This window comes from Nonomuraea purpurea (assembly GCF_042650645.1).
Classification (GTDB): domain Bacteria; phylum Actinomycetota; class Actinomycetes; order Streptosporangiales; family Streptosporangiaceae; genus Nonomuraea; species Nonomuraea purpurea.
The window spans coordinates 37,785-59,818 of record NZ_JBHSBI010000006.1 but is presented as its reverse complement, the minus strand read 5'-3'; the positions used below and the strand labels follow the sequence as shown (position 1 = coordinate 59,818).

Genomic DNA, 22,034 nt, shown 5'->3' with positions numbered 1-22,034 from the left:
GCCCCCTACGCGTCGCCGAAGACCTCCTGCACCTGGTCGAGGGAGTCGACTCCCGGCGTGTAGTCGACCTTCACCAGCACGGGGTGCTTGACCGTCTTGAGCGCCTTGGTGAGATCGGTCCAGGAGCACTGTTTGCCGCCCAGGCCGTTCCTGTCGGCGTTGACCGGCCTGCCGGCCAGCCAGCCGTCCGAGCAGCGGGCCGTGGTGCGCAGGAAGGCGGTGGTGTACGCGTACCCGAGCTTGATCGTCTTTCCGCCCGTCGCGAACAGGACCGTGGTGTCGTTGATCCGCTTGATCGTGCCGCGCGCGGAACGCGAGTCGGGACGGTCGGTGACCAGGAACTCGTTGATCTTCACGGCCTGGCCGCCGCGGTGCTCGATCCGCAGGGGAGTGGCGCCGCGCGCCAGTTCCGCGGTCAGGTGGGAGGGCGCGCAGGACGTACGCCCCAGGCCCTTGGCGTCTAGCGCGACCCGGCCCTCGGTCTCCTTCAGGTCGCAAGCCACCGTGACCCGGCGGAAGGCCGCCGCGGCGTAGCCGAGCCGCAGTTCCTTGGCCCCCGAGAGCGTCTTCAGCCGGTAACCGGGCTTGGCGAACGTGGCCGATCTGGGCACGACGCGCAGACGGCCGTCGCCGTCGCTCCAGGCGTAGCCGTAGGCGACCTGGGTTGCCGCGGCCTCGGCGGGTACGGCGACGACGGCGCCGCCGCACACGGCGGCGGTCATGGCGGTGGCACAGGCAAACAGGCGCATGAGCGGTCTCCCCCGACGGCGTGATCAGCTACAAGGTATGACGCCGGAGACCGCCCCGATGTTCACGTGCGGTAAACGGAAACCCCATCAAGGTCTTCCTTGGACAGCCGTCGCATCAGGTAGAGCCCCTCCAACGCGAACTCCAGCGCCGCCGCCGCGTGCCCGGGCGACTCCTCGCCCGCGCCCATGCCCAGCCTGGACATGACCTTCGCCAGCCCCGTCACGGGCCCGATCCGGTGCAGCAGATCTCCCGCGGAGACCAGCTCGCCGGACTCGACCTGGTTGCCCTCGGCGAACTTGTCGGTGATCGCCGACAGGTCCATGCCGCCCAGCCGGGTCCTGAACGTCTCGGCCGTCGCCCTGCGCAGCAGGTGGGCGAGGATCTCGGTCTCCCTGCCCTCCTCGCTGACCTCGAACTCGACCTTGCCCCGCAGGCTGTGGACCACGCCGGCCAGGTCGACCACGCGGGTGACGGCCTGGTCCTCGTCCTTCAGCGCCGCCCGGCGCACGGCCGAGGCCGCGGCGGTCTCGGCGGCCGCGATCGAGAAGCGGGCGGAGACGCCGGAACGGGCGTCCACGGCGGTCGACTCGCGGACCAGCCTGGTGAAGCGGGCGATCACCTCGACGAGGTGCTCGGGGACGTCGGCCCCGATGTCCGGCACGGACTCCTGGCGGATGAGCGTGAGCTCGTCCTCCACCGTCAGCGGGTAGTGGGTGCGGACCTCCGCGCCGAAGCGGTCCTTCAGCGGCGTGATGATCCGGCCCCTGTTGGTGTAGTCCTCGGGGTTGGCGCTGGCGATCAGCAGGATGTCGAGCGGCAGCCGCAGGTTGTAGCCGCGTACCTGGATGTCGCGCTCCTCCAGCACGTTGAGCAGCGACACCTGGATGCGCTCTGCCAGGTCCGGCAGCTCGTTGACGGAGAAGACGCCCCGGTTGGTGCGCGGGACCAGGCCGTAGTGGACCGTTTCCGGGTCGCCGAGCCGGCGCCCCTCCGCGATCTTGATCGGGTCGACGTCCCCGATCAGGTCACCCACGGAGGTGTCGGGCGTGGCGAGCTTCTCGCCGTAGCGCTCGTCGCGGTGCTTCCAGGCGACCGGCAGCTCGTCGCCCAGCTCCCGCGCCAGCGCCTGGCAGCGCGTGCAGACCGGCGCGTACGGGTGGTCGTTGATCTCGCACCCCTCGACGACCGGGGTCCACTCGTCGAGCAGGCCGGTGACGGTGCGGATGAGCCGGGTCTTGCCCTGGCCGCGCTCACCGAGGAGGACCAGGTCGTGCCCGGCTAGCAGGGCCCGCTCGAGATGCGGCAGGACAGAGTCGTCGAAGCCGACGATGCCGGGGAAGCGGGGTTCGCCGGCCCGGAGCTTGGCCAGCAGATTTTCCCTGACCTCGGCTTTGACGGTGCGATGAACGTGGCCGCTCTCTCGCAACTCGCGGAGAATACGTGGCTGATGCACGGGAACGAGACTACGTCCCCTTGGGGGAATGCGGCAGAGAGTTTCGCATCTGGCGGAGATTTCGGATCTTGACTATTGGGTGGCGGTAAGTGGGCGTGCTTGTCCCTTTAGTGGGGAGAATCGGGCCTAGGGAACGTAGGACATGTCGAGGGAGGCGAGACCCATGGCAGTGATGACGAGCCGCTTCGCCGACGGCCTCGCCGTGGGTTCCGACCTGGTGGAGGCCGCGGAGACCGCCGTCAGGCGGGCACTGTCGAGGCTCAGCGGCCAGGCCGACCTGGTCTGCTTCTTCATCTGCGGAGACGACCCCGATGACGTCGCCAGGGCCGGAGCGGCCGCGATGAAACTCGCACCCGAGGCGCACGTGATCGGATGCAGCGCCACGGGGGTGATCGGAGACGGGCAGGGGGTGGAGCTGACCCCCGCCGTCAGCGCCTGGGCCGCCACGCTGGACGGGGCCAGGCTCACGACGTTCGCGTTGGAGACCCTGACGGCAGAAGATCGGTTCGTGGTGGTCGGCCTGCCGGAACGGAGCCGGGACGATCATGTGGCGATCCTGCTGACCGACCCGTACAGCTTTCCGACCGACGCCTTCGTCGAACGCTCGGTCGACGTGCTCGGCGACCTGCCGCTGATCGGCGGGCTCGCCAACGGGTTGCAGGGACGGGGCTCGGTACGGTTGTTCGCCGACGGCGAGGTCTACACCGAGGGCGCGATCGGCGTGCTGCTCAGCGGACCCATCAAGATCAGCACCGTCGTCAGCCAGGGCTGCCGCCCGATCGGGCCCAGCATGGTGGTGACGGCCTCGGAGGAGAACCTGCTGCTCGAACTGGCCGGACAACCCGCGCTGGCCCGGCTCGAAGACATCGTCAGCGAGCTGGACGAGGACGACCGCGAACTGGTCGCCTCCGGGCTGCAGATCGGCCTGGCCATGGACGAATACGCCGAACGCCACGAACGCGGCGACTTCCTGATCAGGGGGGTCATCGGCATCGACCCGGAACGCGAGGCCGTGGCCATCGGCGACATCGTCGAGGTGGGCCGTACCGTCCGCTTCCAGGTCCGTGACGCGGCCACGGCCGACGAGGACCTCTACGACCTGCTGGACGCTCACCGGGAGGAGCACGGCAGGGTGGACGGGGCGCTGCTGTTCTCCTGCAACGGGCGCGGCTCGGCGATGTTCGGGACGGCCGACCACGACCCGGTCGCGCTGCGCGACACGCTCGGGCCCATCGGGGTGGCGGGGTTCTTCGCGGCGGGGGAGGTGGGGCCCGTGGCGGGGCACAACCACGTGCACGGCTTCACGGCCTCCGTCCTGGTGTTCTCCACGGGCAGCTCCTGACCCGACCGGCGCTTGACGCTCGGACGGCCGCCCCATCGTCCCCTCCCACCCCTTCGGTTCGTCGCAGGGGCTCTTCAAGACGCCGTCCGGCGGCCTTGTTGGCCGGGCCGAGGGCTGCTGGGCGGAGGGCCCTCGGTCCGGGGTGGTGGGGGCGTCAGCCGGATCGGGAGGTTACGGTGGGTGCCGGTTCCTGGCCGTTGGTGCCGGTGTGCGGGGTGGGGTCGCTTCCCTCGGTTCTGGAATGGAGGACGGGGCCGTCTTCGCCGGTCCCCGACTGCACGCCGCCCCCGTCCCGCGTGCCCGGGGAGCCCGGAGCCGGCATCGGGATCGCCTCGCAGTCCGAGACCGTGCCCTTGACGATCTCCAGGGAGGTCGCGAACGGCGCCTGATCGTCGCCGCCGCTGCTCTTGGAGACGGCCAGGACGAGCGTCTCGCCCGCCGGCACCTGCCCCTTCTCGATCTTGAACCAGATCCCGCCGCCGTCCTTCCCCATACTCGACTGGAACTGCCCGGTGGCGCTGCCCCGCTCGCCCCGCGGCCCCTTGCAGGTCTGCCCCTCGGGCAGGTAGTCGACCACGGCCTTGACCCCGGCGCGGCCCAGCTCGGCCTCCAGCCCCTCGGGGTCCCTGAACTCGCTGATCCGCACGCTGACCGTCCCGTCGGCACTCGTGGTGACCGCGAACGCCGGGCTGCCGGAGGTGAGCAGCACCACGGCGGTGGTGGCCGCCGCGGCCCCCGCCACCGCGGCGGACAGCCCCGCGTAGCGCCGCCGGGCCGATGTCGTCGTGGTCATCTCGTTCCCCGCCGTCCTGGTCGTGATCTCGTCCTTGAGTGCAGCGAGAAGGCGCTCTTCGAAGTTGCTCATGCCTGTCCTTCCACGTACACGGTCGTTGGCGAAGCGACGGATCCGAGGGCACGCCTTGCCCGGTGGAGTCTGACTCGGGCGGTCACCTGCCTGATGCCCAGGGCCTTGGCAGCTTCTGTGACGGTGAGCTGGTCGATCGCGACGAGTTCCAGCACGGCGCGTTCGCCCTCCGGCAGGCCACGCATGGCCTCCAGGGCGCCGCGCATCCGGCGCTCGGCGTCGATCCGCTCCTCCATCCGGACGAGATCGTCGTCGTCCATCAGCCGGCGGCCCGCGACGCGGCTGGACGCCCGCGCCTCCCGAGCCGTCTTGCGCTGCTGGGCCGACACGACGTTGCGCGCGACGCCGTACAGCCATCCGATCTCGCTGCCCCTGCCTGGCGCGTAGGTGTGCGCCGAGTCCACGGCCGCCAGGAAGATGTCCGCCGTCAGGTCGGCGGCGAGGTGGGGGTCGCTCACCCGCCGGACCACGAATCTCATGACGGCATCGACGTGGCGGCGATAGAAGGCCTCAAAGGCCGCGGGGTCTTCGTTGAGGCGCACGGCCTCGCTCCCTTCGTCGTTCGCCTTACACGGGTACTTGGGCCGAGCGACGAAAAGCGTTTCTCAGGGAGTCAGGCCGGGCGGTGGGGCTGGAAGAGCCAGGCGTCGAAGAGCGGGTCGAGGTTCTTGCCTGACAACTGCTCGGAGAGGTCGACGAAGTCCTTGGTCGTGACGTTGCCGTAGCGGTGCCGGGCGGTCCACGTCTTGAGCAGTTTGAAGAACGTCGGGTCGCCGATCGCCTTGCGCAGGGCGTGCAGGGCCATGGCGCCGCGCGTGTAGACGGACTCGTTGAACAGGTCGCCCGGCTTGGCCTGGCCGGGCGGGTAGCTCCAGATCGGATCGCCCGCCGGGCGGGCGTGGACGGTCTTGAAGATCTCGTCCGCGGTGCGCTTGCCCATGTGCTCCGACCACAGCCACTCGGAGTAGGTGGCGAAGCCCTCGTTGAGCCAGAGGTCCTTCCAGCGCTTGATGGACAGGCTGTCGCCGAACCACTGGTGGGCCAGCTCGTGAGCCATGATCATCTCGTCTGGGTCGAAGCCGCCGTAGAGCGGTTTGGTCTGGTTCTCCAGCGCGTAGCCCGCGGAGTAGTCGTCGACCACGCCGCCGGTCGAGGAGAACGGGTAGGGGCCGAAGACCGTGGACCAGTAGTCGGTGATCCTGCCGGATTCGGTGTAGAGCTTGTCGAGCACGCTCGCGAACTTGGGGTCGACGGCGGCCACGGTGGGGATGCCGCCGGGGCTGGCGCCCTGGCGGAGCTGGAACTTGCCGACCGTGGCGGTGGCCAGGTAGGTCGCCATCGGGTGGCGTTCGCTCCAGTTGAAGGTGGTCTTGCCGTCCGTGGTCGTGGGCCGGCCGGTCAGCTCGCCGTTGGCCAGGGCCGTCACCCCCGCGGGCACGGTGATGGCGAAGTCGAAGGTGGCCTTGTCGGCCGGGTGGTCGTTGCTGGGGAACCAGGTCTTGGAGCCGTTGGGCTCGGAGGCCACGAAGGCGCCGTCGGCCGTGGGGATGAATCCGTACGTGCCCAGGTTCGCGCTGTCCTTGGCGGGCTGCGGCGTGCCGTCGTAGACGACCTTGACCGTGAACCGGTCCTGCTTGTCGATCGGCGCGGCCGGCGTGACGGTCAGTTCGTTGCCCTTGTGGGTGAACGTCGCTGACGAGCCGTCGACGCTGACCTCGCGCACCCGCAGCCCCGCCAGGTCGAGGTTGAAGCTGGACAGGCCCTCGGTGGCCGAGGCCTGGACGGTGGTCACGCCCTGGAGGTGCTTGGTCGCGGGCGTGTAGTCGATGGCCAGGCCGTAGTGGGAGACGTCGTAGCCGCCGTTGCCGTCGGTGGGGAAGTCGGCGTCGCCGATGCCGGGCGCGCCCGCCTGGTAGGCGTTCGACTGATGCGGCTCGCTGACGGGCGAGCAGGCCAGCACGCTGATGAGCGCGGCAAACAGTGCCACGCCACGCCTGTTGGAACGCATAGGCGAACGAGCCCCCTTCGTTTCGTGACCAGGATATTACGCTGGGTCAGGCGTTGACGACGACCGTCCTTGCCGCCTTGTCGTGGAGAGCCTGCTTGCGTGGATCGAAGAGGATCCAGCCGAGGTCCAGCAGGAGCCCGACGCAGCAGAGCCATTCGAGCACGGTCGCCAGGCCCTGTCGTACCGCCGCCTGGCCCACACCCAGCTTTGCGCCGTTTTCCTGGACCACTCTAATGCCGAACAATCTTTTGCCGAGCGTCTGACCATTCCAGAAGGCATGAAACAGCCAGAAGTAAAGAAAGGCCAAAAGGCCGACCACGAAGGTGTGCTCCACCGGAAACCGGTCCCAGGCGCCCCCCTGGGCGTTCCACACGTAGTCCCAACTTGTCCAGTTGAAGGCGGCGGAGACGACGTTCACGATGATCCAGTCGAGGACGCCGGCGAACAGGCGCCGCCAGCGTCCCGCCAGTCCCGGCGATGGCGATCCCATGAATGCGTGATGGCCGTCGCCAACCTTTAACAAACCATTCGCAAAGCATGGATTACCTAAAGATTGCCTCTGCGCTCCTGCTCCCGCTCGATCGCCTCGAACAGCGCCTTGAAGTTGCCCTTGCCGAACCCGAGCGAGCCGTGCCGCTCGATCAGCTCGAAGAAGACCGTGGGCCGGTCCTGCACCGGCTGGGTGAAGATCTGCAGCAGGTAGCCGTCCTCGTCGCGGTCCACGAGGATCCCGCGCTTCTTCAGCTCCTCGATCGGCGCCCGCACCTGCCCGATGCGCGCCCGCAGTTCGGGGTCGTCGTAGTAGGAGCCGGGCGTGTCAAGGAAGCGCACGCCGGCGGCCCGCATGTGATCGACCGTGGTCAGGATGTCGTTGGTGGCCAGCGCGATGTGCTGCACGCCCGGACCGCCGTAGAACTCCAGGTACTCGTCGATCTGCGACTTCTTGCGGCTGACGGCCGGCTCGTTGAGCGGGAACTTGACCTTGCGCGTGCCGTCGGCGACGACCTTGGACATGAGCGCGGAGTACTCGGTGGCGATGTCGTCGCCGACGAACTCCGCCATGTTCGTGAAGCCCATGACGTCGCGGTAGAACTGCACCCACTCGTCCATCTTGCCCAGCTCGACGTTGCCGACGCAGTGGTCGATCGCCTGGAACAGCCGTCCGCCCTTCGTCGGGGGCGGCGCCACCAGCGGCTCGGCGGGCGCGTATCCGGGCAGGTAGGGGCCCGCGTAGTTGGCCCTGTCGACCAGCGTGTGCCGCGTCTGGCCATAGGTCGCGATCGCCGCGAGCACGACCTTGCCGTGCTCGTCCTCCACGGTGTGCGGCTCCGCCAGCCCCGTCGCCCCGTGCGCGACGGCGTAGGCGTACCCCGCCTCCACGTCGGGCACCTGGATGGCCAGGTCGATCACCCCGTCGCCGTGCTCGGCGACGTGCCGGGCCAGCTCCGTGCCGGGGCGGATGGAGGCCCTGAACTCGAACGTGGCGCCACCCGAGGTCAGGACGTACGCGGCCGTGTCCCGGCTGCCGGTCTCCGGCCCCCGGTAGGCCACGAGCTTCATGCCGAACGCGGTCGAGTAGTAGTGGGCCGCCTGCCTGGCGTTGCCCACGGCGAACACCACGGCGTCCATGCCGTGAACGGGAAAGACATCACTCATACCGTCAACTCTCGAATTTCCTGGACGAGTTGCGCAACAGTTACTTCAATGAGTGGGCAATCTGCCTAGCCGGATCCTGAGAAGTCCGGTAAATCTGTACAGCATGACGATCGACGAACTGGACGCCAGAATCATCGCCCTCCTGACCGACGAGCCCCGGCTGGGCATCCTGGAGTCCTCGCGCCGGCTCGGCGTGGCCCGCGGCACGGTCCAGGCCAGGCTCGACCGGCTGATCGCCAGAGGCGTGATCAAGGGGTTCGGGCCCGACGTGTCGCCGGAGGCGCTCGGCTATGACGTGACCGCGTTCGTCAGCATGGAGATCAGGCAGGTGGCCGGGCATGACCCGGTGGCCGACCGGCTGGCCCGCATCCCCGAGGTGCTGGAGGTGCACACGATCACCGGCGACAGCGATCTGCTCTGCCGGGTCGTCGCACGCACGAACGCCGATTTGCAGCGGGTAATCGATGAAATCGTGGATGTTCAGGGTGTGCTGAGGACTAATTCGATCATCGTCCTGGACACCCCGGTTCCGTACCGAGTGGTGCCGTTGGTCGCCGATGTTCCACGTCGCGGCGTGCGTTCGCCGTAGTATCGCTTAGGGACGAGGCAGCATTATCGATCATTTACCCTTGACATTCGCCCAGCTTGCGGGGGTTGGGTGAAGCTTGCCTAGGGGGGTCGAGGGTGCGGATCGGCGGTGGAAAAGGAATGCGAAAGCGGCGGGTTCTCCGGGTTGTCCTGATTAGTTTTGGCGCGGGAATCCTCGTGTTCGTCGGGCTTTTCGCGGTGGCATGGGCGCTGACGCCCATTCCCGACACCACGCAGAAGCAGGCCACCGCGCAGGGCTCGGTGATCTACTTTCGCGACGGCAAGACCGTGCTGGCGCGGCGCGGAATCGACCGCAAGAACGTCGAACTGGCCAAGGTGCCCAAGCACGTGCGCGACGCGGTCATCGCCGCGGAGAACCGCTCCTTCTACCAGGACGGCGGCGTGTCGATCAAGGGCACCGCGCGGGCCGTCTGGTCCACCATCAGCGGCCAGCAGCTCCAGGGCGGCTCCACCATCACCCAGCAGCTCGTCCGCAACTACTACAGCGGGCTCAGCCAGGAACGTTCCGTCATCAGGAAGTTCAAAGAGATCCTCATCTCGATGAAGGTCGACCAGTCCAAGTCGAAGGACTGGGTGCTGGAGCAGTACCTCAACACGATCTACTTCGGCCGGGGCGCCAACGGCGTCCAGTCGGCCGCGCGCGCCTACTTCGGCAAGGACGTCGACAAGCTCAGCGTGGCCGAGGGCGCCTACCTGGCGGCCGTGATCCAGCAGCCCAGCCGTTTCGCCGACCCCAAGGGCTCCGACCGCGAGATGGTCCAGGCCCGCTGGCAGTCCGTGATCGACGCCATGCGGCAGACGCGCGCGCTCACCCCCGAACAGGCCGCCGCCCAGACGTTCCCCGAGCTGCGGCCGCCGAAGAAGCCGTTCGAGCTCAAGGGCCAGGCCCAGTACATGGTCGAACAGGTCACCGCCGAGCTCAACCGGCGCGGCTACACCGACGAGGACATCAACGGCGGCGGGCTCAAGGTCGTCACCACGTTCGACAAGAAGCTCATGGCGGCGGCCGAGCGGGCCGTCAGAGAGACGCTGCCCGACGCGACGCCCTCGAAGGTCCGCACGGGGCTGGCGGCCGTCGATCCCTCCTCAGGCGAGGTCGTGGCCTTCTACGGCGGCCGTCCCACGCAGTCCACCTACTACGACAGCGCGTTCTCCGCCAAGGTCATGGCCGGCTCGACCTTCAAGCCGTACACGCTGGCGGCGGCGCTGGAGAACGGCTTCGACCTGTCCACCAGGGTCAACGGCAACTCGCCGATGCGCGTGGCCTCGGCCTCCAAGCCGATCCCGAACGACAGCGGGCGCTCCTACGGCCAGATCGACCTGGTCAGCGCCACCCAGAACTCCGTCAACACCGCGTTCGTCGACCTCGGCCAGAAGGTCGGCCTGGACAAGGTCGCCAAGGTCGCCGAGGCCGCCGGCATCCCCGCCGGCCAGCTGGAGCAGCACCAGAACGCCGCCTCCTTCCCGCTCGGCGTCGCCTCCGTCAGCGCCGTCCAGAACGCCTCCGGCTTCTCCACCTTCGCCAACAAGGGCGTCCACATGGAGGCCCACGTGGTCAGGTCGGTCACCAACGCCGAGGGGATCAAAAAGGACGTCAAACCGGCCTCGACGCGGGTGGTCGGCGAGCAGGCCGCCGCCGACGCCGCGTACGCGATGCAGCAGGTCGTCCAGTACGGCACCGGCACCGCCGCCCGCCTCTACGACCGCCCGGTGGCCGGCAAGACGGGCACCACGGACGAGTCGAAGTCGGTCTGGTTCAACGGCTTCACCCCGCAGCTCGCGACGGCGGTCGACATGTTCCGCGACGACAACGCCACCGTCACGATCCCCGGGTACGGCACGCAGTTCGGCGGCCAGCTCCCCGCGCAGATCTGGCGGGCGTTCATGACCGAGGCCATGGCGGGCAAGCCGGTCGAGGAGTTCCCAGAGCCGTCCGACTACGGGTACGGCTACGCCCCCGACTACTCACAACCTGATCCGAACCAGGACATGCCCCAGCGGGAGCCGGCGCCGACCATGCCCCCGGACGGCTGGTACACGCCGGAGCCCGACTTCACCGATGCGCCGCGGACGGCCCCGCCCACCTCGGACGGGCCCCCCGACCTCGGACGGCAGAGCGAGCAGCCGCAGCAGAGCGACGTGCCGCCCACGCAGCTCAACGACCCGCCGACGACCCAGGACGACGGCGGCGTCGGCAACATCGGCCGCAACCCGCCCACGACGGGCGGCTGACCGGCTCGTCATCGGCGACCCGCCGATGACGAGCCGACTAGCTCGACAGCTCGGCCCGTAGCGCCTCGACGGTGGTCACGGGCATCCGGCATGTGAACCCCTTGCACACGTATGCCGCGGGCGCCCCGTCCACCGGCCCGCGCCCTTCGAGGAGCGCGGGGAACGCGCCGTCGCCGTGCCCGAGCGCCACGACCAGCCCGGGAACGTCGGCCAGCAGGGCCTCCCGGTGCAGCGCCCCCGTGCGGGGATCGTCGGCGGGGCCGACGACGGCCACCTCGAACGGGCCGTCCAGCGCCGCCCGCGCCACCGCCAGCCCCCACCCCGCGAACCTGGCGTGCCCGGTCGCCAGCACCGACACCGTGCCGAGCGCGGCGTGGGCGGCCTCCCGGTGGCGGGCCGAGCCGGTCAGCGCCGCGTACGACAGCAGCGCGCCGGCGGCCGCGTACTGGCCCGAGGGGGTGGCGTTGTCGGTGGGGTCCTGTGGGCGCTGGAACAGCCGTTGGGCGTCGTCGGCGGTGTCGTAGAAGCCGCCCGCGCCGTCGGCGAACCTGTCGAGCACGGTCTCCAGCAGCGAACCCGCAAGCCGGAGCCACCTGACCTCGCCGGTCACGCCGTACAGGGAGATCAGCCCTTCGGCGAGGTTGGCGTAGTCGTCGAGCACACCGGCGTTCGCGCCCGCCCTGCCGTCGCGCGAGGTGCGCAGCAGCCTGCCGTCGTCCACCACGTGGGTGCCGGCGAGCAGCTCGGCCGCCGCCGTGGCCGCCGCGACGAGGTCCGGCCGCTCGAACACCGCCCCCGTCTCGGCCAGCGCGGCGATCGCCAGGCCGTTCCACGAGGCCACGATCTTGTCGTCGCGTCCGGGCCTGACCCGCCGCTCCCTGGCCGCGAGCAGCCGCGCCCGCACCTCCGCCCAGCGCGCGGGGTCGTCGGGGTCGGTGAGGAGCTGCAGCACGGACGTGCCGTGCTCGAACGTGCCGGTCACCTCGAACAGCCCGGCCGCCCAGCGCCCGTCGTCGTCGCCGAGCGCCTCACGCAGCTCCTCGGGCGTCCAGACGTAGAACCTGCCCTCGACGCCCTCGCTGTCGGCGTCCAGCGCCGAGGCGAAGCCGCCCTCGGGGGTGCGCAGCTCGCGCAGCATCCACTCGGCGCTCTCCAGCGCCACCCGCCGCGCCAGGTCGCCGCCGCCCGCCTTCCACCAATGGGTGTAGACCCGCAGCAGCAGGGCGTTGTCGTAGAGCATCTTCTCGAAGTGCGGCACGACCCACTCCGCGTCCACGCTGTAGCGCGCGAACCCGCCGCCGAGCTGGTCGTACATGCCGCCGCGGGCCATCGCCTCCAGCGTCCCGCCGCTCATCTCCCGCTCCCCTGACCGCAGCAGGAACTCCAGCACCATGGACGGCGGGAACTTGGGCGCCCCGCCGAACCCGCCGTTGGCCGCGTCGAACGAGGCCCGCAGGTTGTCCAGGGCACGCGCCAGCGCCGCCTCGTCCGGCAGGGGCCCGCTGGGGAGCGTGGTGCTCTGGTTGAGCGCCTCCACCACCTTCGCGCCCTGCCGCAGCACGGTCTCCCTGTCGCCCGTCCACACGTTGTGGACCTCGGTGAGCAGACGCCGGAAGTGGGGGCGCGGGAAGTAGGTTCCGCAGTAGAACGGGTGGCCTTCCGGCGTGGCGAACACCGTCATCGGCCAGCCGCCCTGGCGGGTCATGGCCTGCGTGGCGCCCATGTAGACAGCGTCCACGTCGGGCCGCTCCTCGCGGTCGACCTTGATGTTGACGAAGTGCTCGTTCATGAGCCGCGCGGTCTCGGCGTCCTCGAAGCTCTCATGGGCCATGACATGGCACCAGTGGCAGGCCGAGTAGCCCACGCTGATGAGCAGCGGCACGTCGCGGTCGCGGGCCTCCGCGAACGCCTCCTCGCCCCACGGATGCCAGTCGACGGGGTTGGCCGCGTGCTGCAGCAGGTAGGGGCTCGTGGCGTCTTTCAAGCGGTTCATCAGGACCTCCCCTGATCAGCCTAGTCCGCTCCCCAAGCTCGCTCTCGCGGGGACTGCGGCTGACTGGAGAGGGTGGGACGGCGTAGGTTACGGGGCGTGGATATGGAGTTCGTGTGTGCCCATGCCGGCCGTCCGGCGACCGATCTCACGCGCAGGGACGTGGCCCGCGCGCTGCTCGCCGTCCCGTCAGGGGTGGCGCTGGTGGCGCTGCCCGACCTGCGGCGTGCGATGTTTTCGACGGGAAACCCGCTCTCCCTCCGTTTCTGGGACTCCGCCAAGGCCACGCTCGGCTCCATCGAGGCCGGGGTGGCCACGGTGGGGGACGTTCAGCGCTGGGTCGAGTCCACCGGCACCGAGCCGATTCTCATGACGCCCAGCTACTTCGTCTGGCCTGAGGAGGACGAGCGCGGGCCCGTGGCGGACGAGATGTTCACCCGGCTGGTCTCCTACCTGGAGGAGCGGGTGGCGGCGGGGGAGATCGATCCCGACGCGCTGGCCGCCGGCGAGCAGGAGGCGCGCGGCGCCTACGAGGAGCTCCAGGAGCGGTGGCTGAGCACGCCGCTGGCCGACGGCAGGGTGCCCGGGTTCGCGGTCAGCGACGAGCAGGACGAGGAGCTGTTCGCGGCCTGGGACGAGGAGGAGGCCTTCGCGCTGTCGGAGCTGCGGCGCATCGTCGAAGGGCTGGCCAAGCAGCCCGCGCTGCCCGCTGGGGAGCTGGAGGCGGCGGGGGCGCGTCTGCGGGCGCTGCTGGCCCTGCCCGGCTACCCCGCGAACGTGCTGCGGGCCTGCGCGGGCTTCGACGAGCGTCCGCTGCCCGACGACGACGGGGAATTGTGGCTGGCGGTGGCGGCGGGCATCGCCGGGCCCGTCTCGGACCTGTCGGACAGCGGCGACGTGCTGGAGGAGTTCGCCGATCTGGACGGGGAGCTCAGCTTGGAGGACACGGCGCTGGCCAACCTGTGCGCGATCCAGCACGCCGACTGGCTGGCCGGGGTGGCGGCGCTGGCCAGGATGGGCCCGGGGGTGCTGGCCTCGCCCGAGCGGATGGCGCGGCTGATCGCCGAGTCGGAGGACATCGACGCCGACGCCCACGACGACGACGATCTCGACGCCACCGAGGGGATGTTCGCGTCGGTGGTGAGCCTGTGGGCCTACCTCGGCATCGTGGACGAGGGCGACGTGCTCACCCCGCTGGGCTGGTGGGGGCTGCCGAAGGCGTTGGAGCGTGCTTGGTCGCCCGCTGCCGACTGATCGACGACGCGAAGGACCTGGTCACCTGGTCGGAGCGTCGACCAGGTCCTTGAACTCGGGGTGGCGCTCGATGTACTTGGCCACGTAGGGGCAGACGGGGACGACCCGCAGGCCGGTGTCGGCGCTCGCCTGGAGCGCGAACCCGACCAGCTTGCCCGCCAGCCCCTGCCCTTCGTAAGCGGGCAGCACCTCGGTGTGCGTGAAAACGATCTTTGTGGGCAGCAGCCGATAGTCGGCGAACCCGGCGACCTTGCCGTCCAAGAGAAGCTCGAAACGGCTCTCCGTCGAGTTGTCGACTATTTCCATGGGCATCTAATCGGCCTTCTTGTCGGGGTCGCCCTCGTGCGCGTGCGGTACCTGGATCTTCGAGATCTGCTTGTTCATCGACTTGATCAGCAAGTACAGGGCCACGCCGAGGAGCGCCACGACGATGAAGCCGAGTACGCCCGGGCTCACATCGCCGGCTGCCAGAACTGTCACACTTCCAGTCTGCCACCCTGGGGCGGCGGTCCGTTCAGCGGCAGGCGAGCCCGGAGCGCACGGCAGGGCCGAGCCCCCCGGCGTCCCCGCTCAGTGGCAGGCGGGCTCGACGTCGTCGGCGTGGATGCCGGTGAACAGGTCGTCCTCGGGGAGTTCGGTGTCGACCAGCGAGCGCGCCAGGTGGTAGTCCTCGGTCGGCCAGATCTCCTGCTGCAGCTCGCGCGGGCAGACGAACCAGAACCCGTCCGGGTCGACCTGGGTGGCGTGGGCCAGCAGCGCCTCGTCGCGGATCTGGAAGTACTCGCCGCACGGCACCCGCGTGGTCACCGGCCACTTGGCCGGGCGGTCCTCCCAGCGGGAGATCCAGTCGGCGTACGGGGAGCCGAGCCCGCGCTCGTTCATGACCTCGTGCAGCGCCTCGAAGCGCTCCTTGGTGAAGCCCATGTGGTAGTAGAGCTTCAGCGGCTGCCACGGGTCGCCGGTGCCGGGGTAGCGGTCGGGGTCGCCGGCCGCCTCGAACGCCTCGACGGAGACCCGGTTGGTCATGATGTGGTCGGGGTGCGGGTAGCCGCCGTCGTCGTCGTAGGTGATGATGACGTGCGGCCTGAACTCGCGTACGGCCGCCACCAGCGGCCTGGAGGCGTCCTCCAGCTTCTGCAGGCCGAAGCAGCCTTCGGGCAGCTCCTCCTCCTCGCTCTCCGGCAGGCCGGAGTCGACGAAGCCCATGAACTGCTGCCGCACGCCGAGGATCTCGCGGGCCCGGTTCATCTCGGCCCTGCGCACCTCCCCGATGTTGGCAACGATCTCCGGCCGGTCCATCTTGGGGTTGAGCACGGACCCCCGCTCGCCGCCCGTGAGGGTACAAACCAGCACTTCCACGCCTTCGCGCACGTAGCGCGCCATCGTGGCGGCGCCCTTGCTCGACTCGTCGTCGGGGTGGGCGTGGACGGCCATCAGCCTCATCGGTGCACTCACTGGCGAGCTCTCCTCATAGCGTGTTCCTCAGTCGGAGGACCAGTCACTGGCCCAGAGAGGTTAGTTTCTGCTGGGCGGTCGCGAGGGCACACCCCCCGCGGGCGACAATTGTCTCGGATAACGCCGAGGGAGTGCAGGGAGATTCCGCCATGGTCACCAGAGATGTCGAGAACGGGCCTGTTCTCGGCACACCCGACGACTACCCCGACCGTCCCAAGCGAGGCGGCCGGCTGGTCGTCCACGTGGTGATCGGCGTGCTGGTGGCCATCATCGCAGGTGGATGGGGCTACGTGATGTGGTCGATGACGGCGGGCGGTTCGGAGGCGCCGGCTCAGGTGGTGACGTTCAACGTCGACAGGCCGGACCGCGCCGAGATCACCTTTGAGGTGTACAAGCCAGACGATAGGGTGGCCGTCTGCCGGATCAGGGCTCTGGACGTGGGCCACGGGGAAGTTGGGAGCAAGGAAGTAAGAATCCCGGCTGGTGGGGGTAGTAAGCAGCTCAAGGAAAGTCTTGACACGAGTGGTCAGGCGACTTCCGTCCACATCCAGTACTGCAATCTCGTATAGTGAGACATTTGGGGAAGCGTTCGAGCGGTTAAGTTGTTAGCCTTTCGCAATTCAACCGTTCGCAACCTCAAGTGATCTTAGGGCCCCCTAGGCAAGCAAGGAGAACCCGTGGCCGACTCTCGCGATGAGAACGTCACATGGCTGACGCAGGAGGCGTACGACCGCCTGAAGGCGGAGTACGAATATCTCTCTGGCCCCGGGCGCGTCGACATCGCCAAGAAGATCGAAGCCGCCCGCGAAGAGGGCGACCTGCGGGAGAACGGCGGATACCACGCCGCCAAGGACGAGCAGGGCAAGATGGAGGCCCGCATCTTCCATCTCCGGCAGATCCTCGACAATGCCCAGGTGGGAGAGGCCCCCAAGGCCGAGGGTGTGGTGGGCCCCGGCATGACCGTGACCATCCGGTTCGTCGGTGACGACGACGAGGTCACCTTCCTGCTCGCCTCTCGCGAAGAGAGCGGAGCGCCGATCGACGTCTACTCGCCCAAGTCCCCGCTCGGCGCGGCGATCAACGGCAAGAAGATCGGGGAGAAGGCGACCTACTCCATGCCCAACGGCCGCCAGAACACCGTCGAGATCCTCGAGGCTGTGCCGTACATCGGCAACTGACACCCCTGGACCACGACCGCCGGGCCCACGCCGGCCCGGCGGAATTCACGCATTCCTCAGGTATCCGTCAGGACCTGAGCTTCCTGGTCAAGTCTCGCAAGCGGCGCAACCCCTTCAAACTCGTGCCGTTCATCGTGGTGACACTGGTCGCGGTGCTGACCGCCGACATCCTGCTGCTGGTCCAGCCGCCGGAGCGGGTCGAAGAGGCCGCCGCCACCCCCAATCAGACGCTCCTGCTGCAGCAGCGGCGGGAGCAGCTCCAACAGCAACAACAACCGCAGCAGCAACAACCGCAGCGGCAGGAGCCGGCCGTCATGCCGGTCAAGCCGCTGGGCAATCTGCACAAGCCCAACCTGTTCGTCCTGACCCGCAAGCCCTTCACCAATGAGCTGTTACAGAAGGTGGCCAAGCTGCGCGGCGTGCGGGCCCTGGAGTTGGCCGACGCCGCTTCCGTCATGCTCGACGACAAGCGGGTGCAGACACTCGCGGTGAACCCGTCCACGTTTCGCGCCTACACACCCAAGGTGACCGCTTCGTCCGACGCGCTGTGGCAGAACGTCGCGGCCGGTGACGTGGCGGTCTCGTTCGTGCTGGGCAACGACGGCGGGCTGCCGCTGCACAGCCGGGTGGCGGCCCCGTCGGGGCAGTTGCGGATCGGCGCGTACGCCACCACCGGCTTCGGCGCCGTGGACGCCGTCGTCTCCAAGGACGTCGGCCGCGCGCTCGGGTTGCCGCGCGACAACGCCCTCATCGTCAGCGCCCCCAAGGCCGACTCCGACGCACTGCGCAAGGCGATACTCAAGGCGCTGCCCAAGGGCACGCAGGTGGCCATGGTCAACCCGGTGCTGCCCAAGCCCCAGGCCAAGCCGGAGCGGAACTGGCCGTCCGGCTCGTTCATGACCGGCGAGCAGCTCACCGTGGCGCTGAAGGCCGCCGGGTCCAAGCTCGGCAGGCCGTACGTGTGGGGCGCGGAGGGCCCTGACACCTTCGACTGCTCAGGACTGGTCCAGTGGGCCTTCGCGCAGGCGGGGGTGCGGGTGCCCCGGGTGACGCACCAGCAGTGGCTGGCGGGGCCGCAGGTGCCGTTCAAGCAGATGCAGCCGGGCGACCTCATCTTCTGGCGCCTCGACCCGACGAATCCCGACTACATCTCCCACGTGGCGATCTATTGGGGTGACGGGAAGATGATCCAGGCTCCGCGTACCGGCGACGTGGTCAAGATCTCCCCGGTGCACACCCGCAATCTCGCGGGGGTCGTCAGGGTGAGCCCGGCCGCGGCGTCCAAGGTTCGCTGACCCGCCTTCCGTCCAATCTGGCGCGATCCGAGTGCGTGCATTTCTCGTGCAACTGTGTAATCGTCATTACATGGCTACAGAGGACGAGACCGCACAGATCCGCGGCTGGTTCACCGGGCGGATGCCCGAAGGCTGGTTCACCGGCGCACCCGAGATCGTCAGGGACCGCGAGGAGATCGCGGTGCTCGGCACGCTGCCCGACCTCCCGCCTGACGTGCCCGAGGCCGAACGCGCCGCCCTCATCGAGGGGCTGGCCAGGAGGTTCAGGGAGGAGACACGCGAACGGCGCATCGAGATCGCCGCGGAAGCCGAGCGCAAATTCCGGCAAAAGGTGTCATGGGGGGTGGTCTGCGGTGGAGAGACCGTGATGTTCACCACACTCTCGGTGCCGGTGATGACCCGGCTCCGCCAGTCGGAGCGCCAGGTTCTCGACACGCTCGTGGCCGCCGGCGTGGCCAGGAGCAGGAGCGACGCGCTCGCCTGGTGCGTGCGCCTGGTCGGCAGACACACCGACACATGGCTCGCCGATCTGCGCGACGCGCTCCAGCACGTCGACAGAGTTCGCTCGGAGGGGCCGGACCTCAATTCCTGAGACCACCCAGGGGAAACGGCTCCGCGAATGGACTAAACCACTGCGATAATTGGTTTAGACCAGCGCCATTGGTGTGGACCAATGGCGGAAATTCGTTCTTTTAAATCCCCTCCTCTTGGGTAGGCTCCCCCAATCGCCAGGGCCTCTGCCTGCGGCGACGGTCGCGCCAACAGGTCTATGCCAATTGGCCTCCGAGCCGCTTCGTCGTTAATGATGACTGGGCCCTGAGAGAGTGGAGGAGTCACAGTCGTGTCCGTTTCCGTGGAAGTTCCCGCGCCCACCGCCAATCGCGAATTGGTCGCGTGGGTGAGCGAGATCGCAGCCCTGACCCAGCCAGACCGGATCGAGTGGTGCGACGGCTCGGAGGAGGAGTGGACCCGTCTGACCAACCTTCTCGTCGAGCAGGGCACGCTCACGCGCCTGGCCGCCCGGCCCAACAGTTTCTACGCCAAATCCGACCCGACCGACGTCGCCAGGGTCGAGGACCGCACGTTCATCTGCTCGGAACGTGAGCAGGACGCCGGGCCCACCAACAACTGGATCGCACCCGACGAGATGCGCCAGACGTTCGGCAAGCTGTTCAAAGGCTGTATGCGCGGCCGCACCATGTACGTCGTGCCATTCTGCATGGGCCCGCTCGGCGGCGAGATCTCCCAGCTCGGCGTGGAGATCACCGACTCCCCGTACGTCGCGGTGTCCATGCGGATCATGACCCGCATGGGCGACAGGGCGCTGCGGCTCATCGAGGAGCGCGGAGCGGCGCGAAAGGCCGGAGAGAGCGAGGAACAAGCCAACGGAGGCCGCAGCAAGCGCGACCATCAGCACGGAGCGGCGCGAAAGGCCGGAGAGAGCGAGGAACGAGCCAACGGAGGCCGCAGCAAGCGCGACCATCAGCACAGCGACTTCGTCAAGGCCGTCCACTCCGTCGGGGCCCCGCTCGGGCCGGACGAGGAGGACGTGCCCTGGCCGTGCAGCTCCACCAAGTACATCAGCCACTTCCCCGAGACCCGCGAGATCTGGTCCTACGGCTCCGGGTACGGCGGCAACGCCCTGCTCGGCAAGAAGTGCTACGCCCTGCGCATCGCCAGCGCCATGGCCCGCGACGAGGGCTGGATGGCCGAGCACATGCTCATCCTCAAGCTCACACCGCCCTCCGGCGAGACCCGTTACATCGCCGCGGCCTTCCCCAGCGCCTGCGGGAAGACCAACCTCGCCATGCTCCAGCCCACGATCCCGGGCTGGAAGGTCGAGACGATCGGCGACGACATCGCCTGGATGCGCTTCGGCGACGACGGCCGCCTCCGCGCGATCAACCCGGAGGCGGGCTTCTTCGGCGTCGCGCCCGGCACCGGCGAGGTGACCAACGCCAACGCGGTCAGGACGCTCTGGGGCAACAGCATCTTCACCAACGTCGCCCTCACCGACGACGGCGACGTGTGGTGGGAGGGCCTCACCGACGAGCCGCCGGCGCACCTGACCGACTGGAAGGGCCGCTCCTGGACGCCTGACAGCGACGAGCCGGCCGCCCACCCGAACGCCCGCTTCACCACCCCGGCCGCCCAGTGCCCGACCATCGCACCGGAATGGCAGGACCCCGAGGGCGTGCCCATCTCAGCGATCTTGTTCGGCGGTCGCCGCGCCACCGCCGTGCCTCTGGTGACAGAGTCGCTGAGCTGGGAGCACGGCGTCTTTCTCGGAGCCAACGTCGCCTCCGAGAAGACCGCCGCCGCCGAGGGCAAGGTCGGCGAGCTGCGCCACGACCCGTTCGCCATGCTGCCGTTCTGCGGTTACAACATGGGCGACTACTTCGCCCACTGGCTGGACATCGGCCGCCGCGAGGGCGCCAGGCTGCCGCGGATCTACTACGTCAACTGGTTCCGCAAGAACGCCGACGGCGCGTTCATCTGGCCGGGCTTCGGCGAGAACAGCCGCGTGCTCAAGTGGATCGTGGACCGGCTCAACGGCGAGGCCAAGGCCGTGCCCACGCCGATCGGCCTGCTGCCCGCCGACCTCGACACCGAGGGCCTGGAGTTGTCGGAAGAGGACCTGCGCACGCTGCTGTCGGTCGACCGCGACGTGTGGCGCGAGGAGGCGTCGCTGATCCCCGCCCACTTCGAGAAGTTCGGCAAGCAGCTGCCCAAGGAGCTCTGGGACGAGTACAACGCCCTGGTCGACCGCCTGGGCTGACTCGCGCGGCCCGTCCGACTCGGCCGGGCCGCCACACCACGAGACCGGGCCGCCGCGGACCTCTCCGGCGGCCCACCCACACGGCGCCGGCGTCCTCACGACGACCGGCGCCGTCTCGCGCTCCCTGGTGTTGATTGAGGGTAATGAAATTCGAATAATCTAAATGAGCAGAACGAAACCTTTACCACTGCCTTACGCGTCCTTCCGGTAACCAGCCAAATACGGCTGACGGAGGGAGGCCTAAATGGACCTGTTCCTGCTGATCCTTTCGGTGGCCCTGGCGGCAGTCGCCGTCGTCACCGCCTCCACGCTCAGACGCGCCCACGCCGCCATCCGGGGGACGGAAACCGGCTCGCGCGCTCGCGACCTCGACCACACCGACCTCGCCTACCTGGCGGGAGGGCCGCAGAGGGTGGCGGACACGGTCATCGCGCTGCTGGCCGGGGCCAAGGCCATCCGGCTGTCACGCGGGGGACACGTGCACCACGTCGCCACGGATGTCATGCCGCGGACTCCCCTGGAGGAGTTCGCGCTGGGCGTCGTCGCAGCCGGGTCGGGCCTGGGTGTGTGGGTGCTCAAGGAGGAAATCATCCGGAGCCTGGCCATGGAGTCGCTCAGGCAGCGCCTGACGGGGCTGGGACTGCTCGCGCCCGACGAGGCTCGCGTCCGGGTCGGCAGGCTCGCCAGGTGGCTGCGGGAGATCAAGCTCATCGCGTTCGCCGGCGCCGTGTTCATGCTGGTGCTGGTCGGGGTCGGAAGCACGGGCGGAGCGGTCCTGGTGCTTGCGATGCTGCTCCTGGCGGTCACGGGAGCGGCCGCGGCGGTCGTCCTCGCCATCCACCGGCGCCGCACGCCGGCCATGCTGACCGCGTCGGGCCGGGACACGCTCGCGGCGGCCCGGCAGGAGCACCTCCGAGGCGGTGCCGGGACCGATTCTCTCGCGCTGCACGGGCTGAGCGAGCTCGACGACCGCGACCTGCGACTCCACCTCGTGCGCCGCCCGGCACGTCGCAGCCGCCGGAGCTCGGTGGCGTACGGTGGCGGTGCCGGTGCCGGTTACAGCGGTGGCGGAGGCTGTGGCTCGGCGTCCAGCGGTTGCGGCGGTGGCACGTCGGGCTGCGGCGGCGGAAGCGGCTGCGGTGGCGGCGGCTGCGGGGGAGGAAGCTGA

General features: G+C 69.1%; 21 protein-coding genes. 10 read left to right on the top strand and 11 right to left on the bottom strand.

Annotated features, from left to right (window positions below):
• Window positions 1-5: 5 nt before the first annotated feature.
• Window positions 6-749, bottom strand: coding sequence for a hypothetical protein (locus ACFOY2_RS13700; protein WP_379528356.1), 744 nt, complete (start codon window positions 747-749; stop codon window positions 6-8).
• 62 nt (window positions 750-811) lie between these two features.
• A complete protein-coding gene (locus ACFOY2_RS13695; RefSeq protein WP_379528355.1) occupies window positions 812-2,203 on the bottom strand; it encodes a sigma 54-interacting transcriptional regulator in 1,392 nt (463 codons plus the stop codon).
• A 172-nt stretch (window positions 2,204-2,375) separates the two neighbouring features.
• Between ACFOY2_RS13695 and ACFOY2_RS13690 the strand changes: the two genes are divergently transcribed.
• Window positions 2,376-3,545, top strand: coding sequence for an FIST signal transduction protein (locus ACFOY2_RS13690; RefSeq protein WP_379528680.1), 1,170 nt, complete (start codon window positions 2,376-2,378; stop codon window positions 3,543-3,545).
• A gap of 154 nt (window positions 3,546-3,699) precedes the next feature.
• Here ACFOY2_RS13690 and ACFOY2_RS13685 read toward each other — a convergent pair whose 3' ends face one another.
• From ACFOY2_RS13685 to hppD, 5 genes are all read right to left on the bottom strand, one after another.
• Window positions 3,700-4,410, bottom strand: coding sequence for a hypothetical protein (locus ACFOY2_RS13685; RefSeq protein WP_379528354.1), 711 nt, complete (start codon window positions 4,408-4,410; stop codon window positions 3,700-3,702).
• On the bottom strand, window positions 4,407-4,952 hold the full coding sequence (locus tag ACFOY2_RS13680; RefSeq protein WP_379528353.1) for an RNA polymerase sigma factor: 546 nt from the start codon (window positions 4,950-4,952) through the stop codon (window positions 4,407-4,409). Before ACFOY2_RS13680 ends, ACFOY2_RS13685 begins: the two co-directional genes overlap by 4 nt.
• Before the next feature lie 71 nt (window positions 4,953-5,023).
• Entirely contained in the window at window positions 5,024-6,397 is a 1,374-nt protein-coding gene (locus ACFOY2_RS13675; RefSeq protein WP_379528352.1) for a M1 family metallopeptidase, read from the bottom strand.
• Between the two features lie 67 nt (window positions 6,398-6,464).
• On the bottom strand, window positions 6,465-6,908 hold the full coding sequence (locus ACFOY2_RS13670; RefSeq protein ID WP_379528351.1) for an RDD family protein: 444 nt from the start codon (window positions 6,906-6,908) through the stop codon (window positions 6,465-6,467).
• Window positions 6,909-6,964: 56 nt separating this feature from the next.
• Window positions 6,965-8,074, bottom strand: a complete 1,110-nt coding sequence (gene hppD / locus ACFOY2_RS13665; RefSeq protein WP_379528350.1) for a 4-hydroxyphenylpyruvate dioxygenase — start codon at window positions 8,072-8,074, stop codon at window positions 6,965-6,967.
• A 103-nt stretch (window positions 8,075-8,177) separates the two neighbouring features.
• Between hppD and ACFOY2_RS13660 the strand changes: the two genes are divergently transcribed.
• Window positions 8,178-8,663, top strand: coding sequence for an Lrp/AsnC family transcriptional regulator (locus ACFOY2_RS13660; RefSeq protein ID WP_357824501.1), 486 nt, complete (start codon window positions 8,178-8,180; stop codon window positions 8,661-8,663).
• 176 nt (window positions 8,664-8,839) lie between these two features.
• Window positions 8,840-10,915, top strand: coding sequence for a transglycosylase domain-containing protein (locus ACFOY2_RS13655; RefSeq protein WP_379528349.1), 2,076 nt, complete (start codon window positions 8,840-8,842; stop codon window positions 10,913-10,915).
• A gap of 37 nt (window positions 10,916-10,952) precedes the next feature.
• Here ACFOY2_RS13655 and ACFOY2_RS13650 read toward each other — a convergent pair whose 3' ends face one another.
• Window positions 10,953-12,908, bottom strand: coding sequence for a thioredoxin domain-containing protein (locus ACFOY2_RS13650; protein WP_379528348.1), 1,956 nt, complete (start codon window positions 12,906-12,908; stop codon window positions 10,953-10,955).
• A gap of 102 nt (window positions 12,909-13,010) precedes the next feature.
• On the opposite strand from ACFOY2_RS13650, the gene ACFOY2_RS13645 reads away from it, so the two are divergent.
• Complete coding sequence (locus tag ACFOY2_RS13645; RefSeq protein ID WP_379528679.1) at window positions 13,011-14,159, top strand: hypothetical protein; 1,149 nt, start codon at window positions 13,011-13,013, stop codon at window positions 14,157-14,159.
• A 21-nt stretch (window positions 14,160-14,180) separates the two neighbouring features.
• Here ACFOY2_RS13645 and ACFOY2_RS13640 read toward each other — a convergent pair whose 3' ends face one another.
• The 3 genes from ACFOY2_RS13640 to mca all read right to left on the bottom strand — a co-directional run bounded on the left by ACFOY2_RS13640 (window position 14,181) and on the right by mca (window position 15,614).
• On the bottom strand, window positions 14,181-14,471 hold the full coding sequence (locus ACFOY2_RS13640) for a GNAT family N-acetyltransferase (RefSeq protein ID WP_357824490.1): 291 nt from the start codon (window positions 14,469-14,471) through the stop codon (window positions 14,181-14,183).
• Window positions 14,472-14,639: a hypothetical protein gene (locus ACFOY2_RS13635; protein ID WP_379528347.1), complete on the bottom strand. Its 168-nt coding sequence runs from the start codon at window positions 14,637-14,639 to the stop codon at window positions 14,472-14,474.
• Window positions 14,640-14,729: 90 nt separating this feature from the next.
• A complete protein-coding gene (gene mca / locus ACFOY2_RS13630) occupies window positions 14,730-15,614 on the bottom strand; it encodes a mycothiol conjugate amidase Mca (protein WP_379528346.1) in 885 nt (294 codons plus the stop codon).
• Between the two features lie 149 nt (window positions 15,615-15,763).
• Here mca and ACFOY2_RS13625 point away from each other — a divergent pair, with 149 nt between their 5' ends.
• From ACFOY2_RS13625 to ACFOY2_RS13600, 6 genes are all read left to right on the top strand, one after another.
• Window positions 15,764-16,183: a DUF4307 domain-containing protein gene (locus tag ACFOY2_RS13625; RefSeq protein WP_357824482.1), complete on the top strand. Its 420-nt coding sequence runs from the start codon at window positions 15,764-15,766 to the stop codon at window positions 16,181-16,183.
• A gap of 108 nt (window positions 16,184-16,291) precedes the next feature.
• Window positions 16,292-16,792 carry a transcription elongation factor GreA gene (gene greA / locus ACFOY2_RS13620; RefSeq protein WP_148437100.1) on the top strand — a complete coding sequence of 167 codons (501 nt, stop codon included), beginning with the start codon at window positions 16,292-16,294 and terminating at the stop codon, window positions 16,790-16,792.
• 122 nt (window positions 16,793-16,914) lie between these two features.
• Window positions 16,915-18,087, top strand: a complete 1,173-nt coding sequence (locus ACFOY2_RS13615; RefSeq protein ID WP_379528345.1) for a C40 family peptidase — start codon at window positions 16,915-16,917, stop codon at window positions 18,085-18,087.
• A gap of 70 nt (window positions 18,088-18,157) precedes the next feature.
• Window positions 18,158-18,679 carry a hypothetical protein gene (locus tag ACFOY2_RS13610; protein ID WP_379528344.1) on the top strand — a complete coding sequence of 174 codons (522 nt, stop codon included), beginning with the start codon at window positions 18,158-18,160 and terminating at the stop codon, window positions 18,677-18,679.
• A gap of 249 nt (window positions 18,680-18,928) precedes the next feature.
• Complete coding sequence (locus ACFOY2_RS13605) at window positions 18,929-20,866, top strand: phosphoenolpyruvate carboxykinase (GTP) (protein WP_379528343.1); 1,938 nt, start codon at window positions 18,929-18,931, stop codon at window positions 20,864-20,866.
• Window positions 20,867-21,110: 244 nt separating this feature from the next.
• Entirely contained in the window at window positions 21,111-22,034 is a 924-nt protein-coding gene (locus ACFOY2_RS13600) for a TIGR04222 domain-containing membrane protein (RefSeq protein WP_379528342.1), read from the top strand.

Coding starts and splice junctions, on each gene's coding strand:
- ACFOY2_RS13700 (WP_379528356.1), bottom strand. CDS start 749: ATGCGCCTGTTTGCCTGTGCCACCGCCATGACCGCCGCCGTGTGCGGC.
- ACFOY2_RS13690 (WP_379528680.1), top strand. CDS start 2,376: ATGACGAGCCGCTTCGCCGACGGCCTCGCCGTGGGTTCCGACCTGGTG.
- ACFOY2_RS13685 (WP_379528354.1), bottom strand. CDS start 4,410: ATGAGCAACTTCGAAGAGCGCCTTCTCGCTGCACTCAAGGACGAGATC.
- ACFOY2_RS13670 (WP_379528351.1), bottom strand. CDS start 6,908: ATGGGATCGCCATCGCCGGGACTGGCGGGACGCTGGCGGCGCCTGTTC.
- hppD (WP_379528350.1), bottom strand. CDS start 8,074: ATGAGTGATGTCTTTCCCGTTCACGGCATGGACGCCGTGGTGTTCGCC.
- ACFOY2_RS13660 (WP_357824501.1), top strand. CDS start 8,178: ATGACGATCGACGAACTGGACGCCAGAATCATCGCCCTCCTGACCGAC.
- ACFOY2_RS13650 (WP_379528348.1), bottom strand. CDS start 12,908: ATGAACCGCTTGAAAGACGCCACGAGCCCCTACCTGCTGCAGCACGCG.
- ACFOY2_RS13645 (WP_379528679.1), top strand. CDS start 13,011: ATGGAGTTCGTGTGTGCCCATGCCGGCCGTCCGGCGACCGATCTCACG.
- ACFOY2_RS13640 (WP_357824490.1), bottom strand. CDS start 14,471: ATGCCCATGGAAATAGTCGACAACTCGACGGAGAGCCGTTTCGAGCTT.
- ACFOY2_RS13625 (WP_357824482.1), top strand. CDS start 15,764: ATGGTCACCAGAGATGTCGAGAACGGGCCTGTTCTCGGCACACCCGAC.
- ACFOY2_RS13610 (WP_379528344.1), top strand. CDS start 18,158: ATGGCTACAGAGGACGAGACCGCACAGATCCGCGGCTGGTTCACCGGG.
- ACFOY2_RS13600 (WP_379528342.1), top strand. CDS start 21,111: ATGGACCTGTTCCTGCTGATCCTTTCGGTGGCCCTGGCGGCAGTCGCC.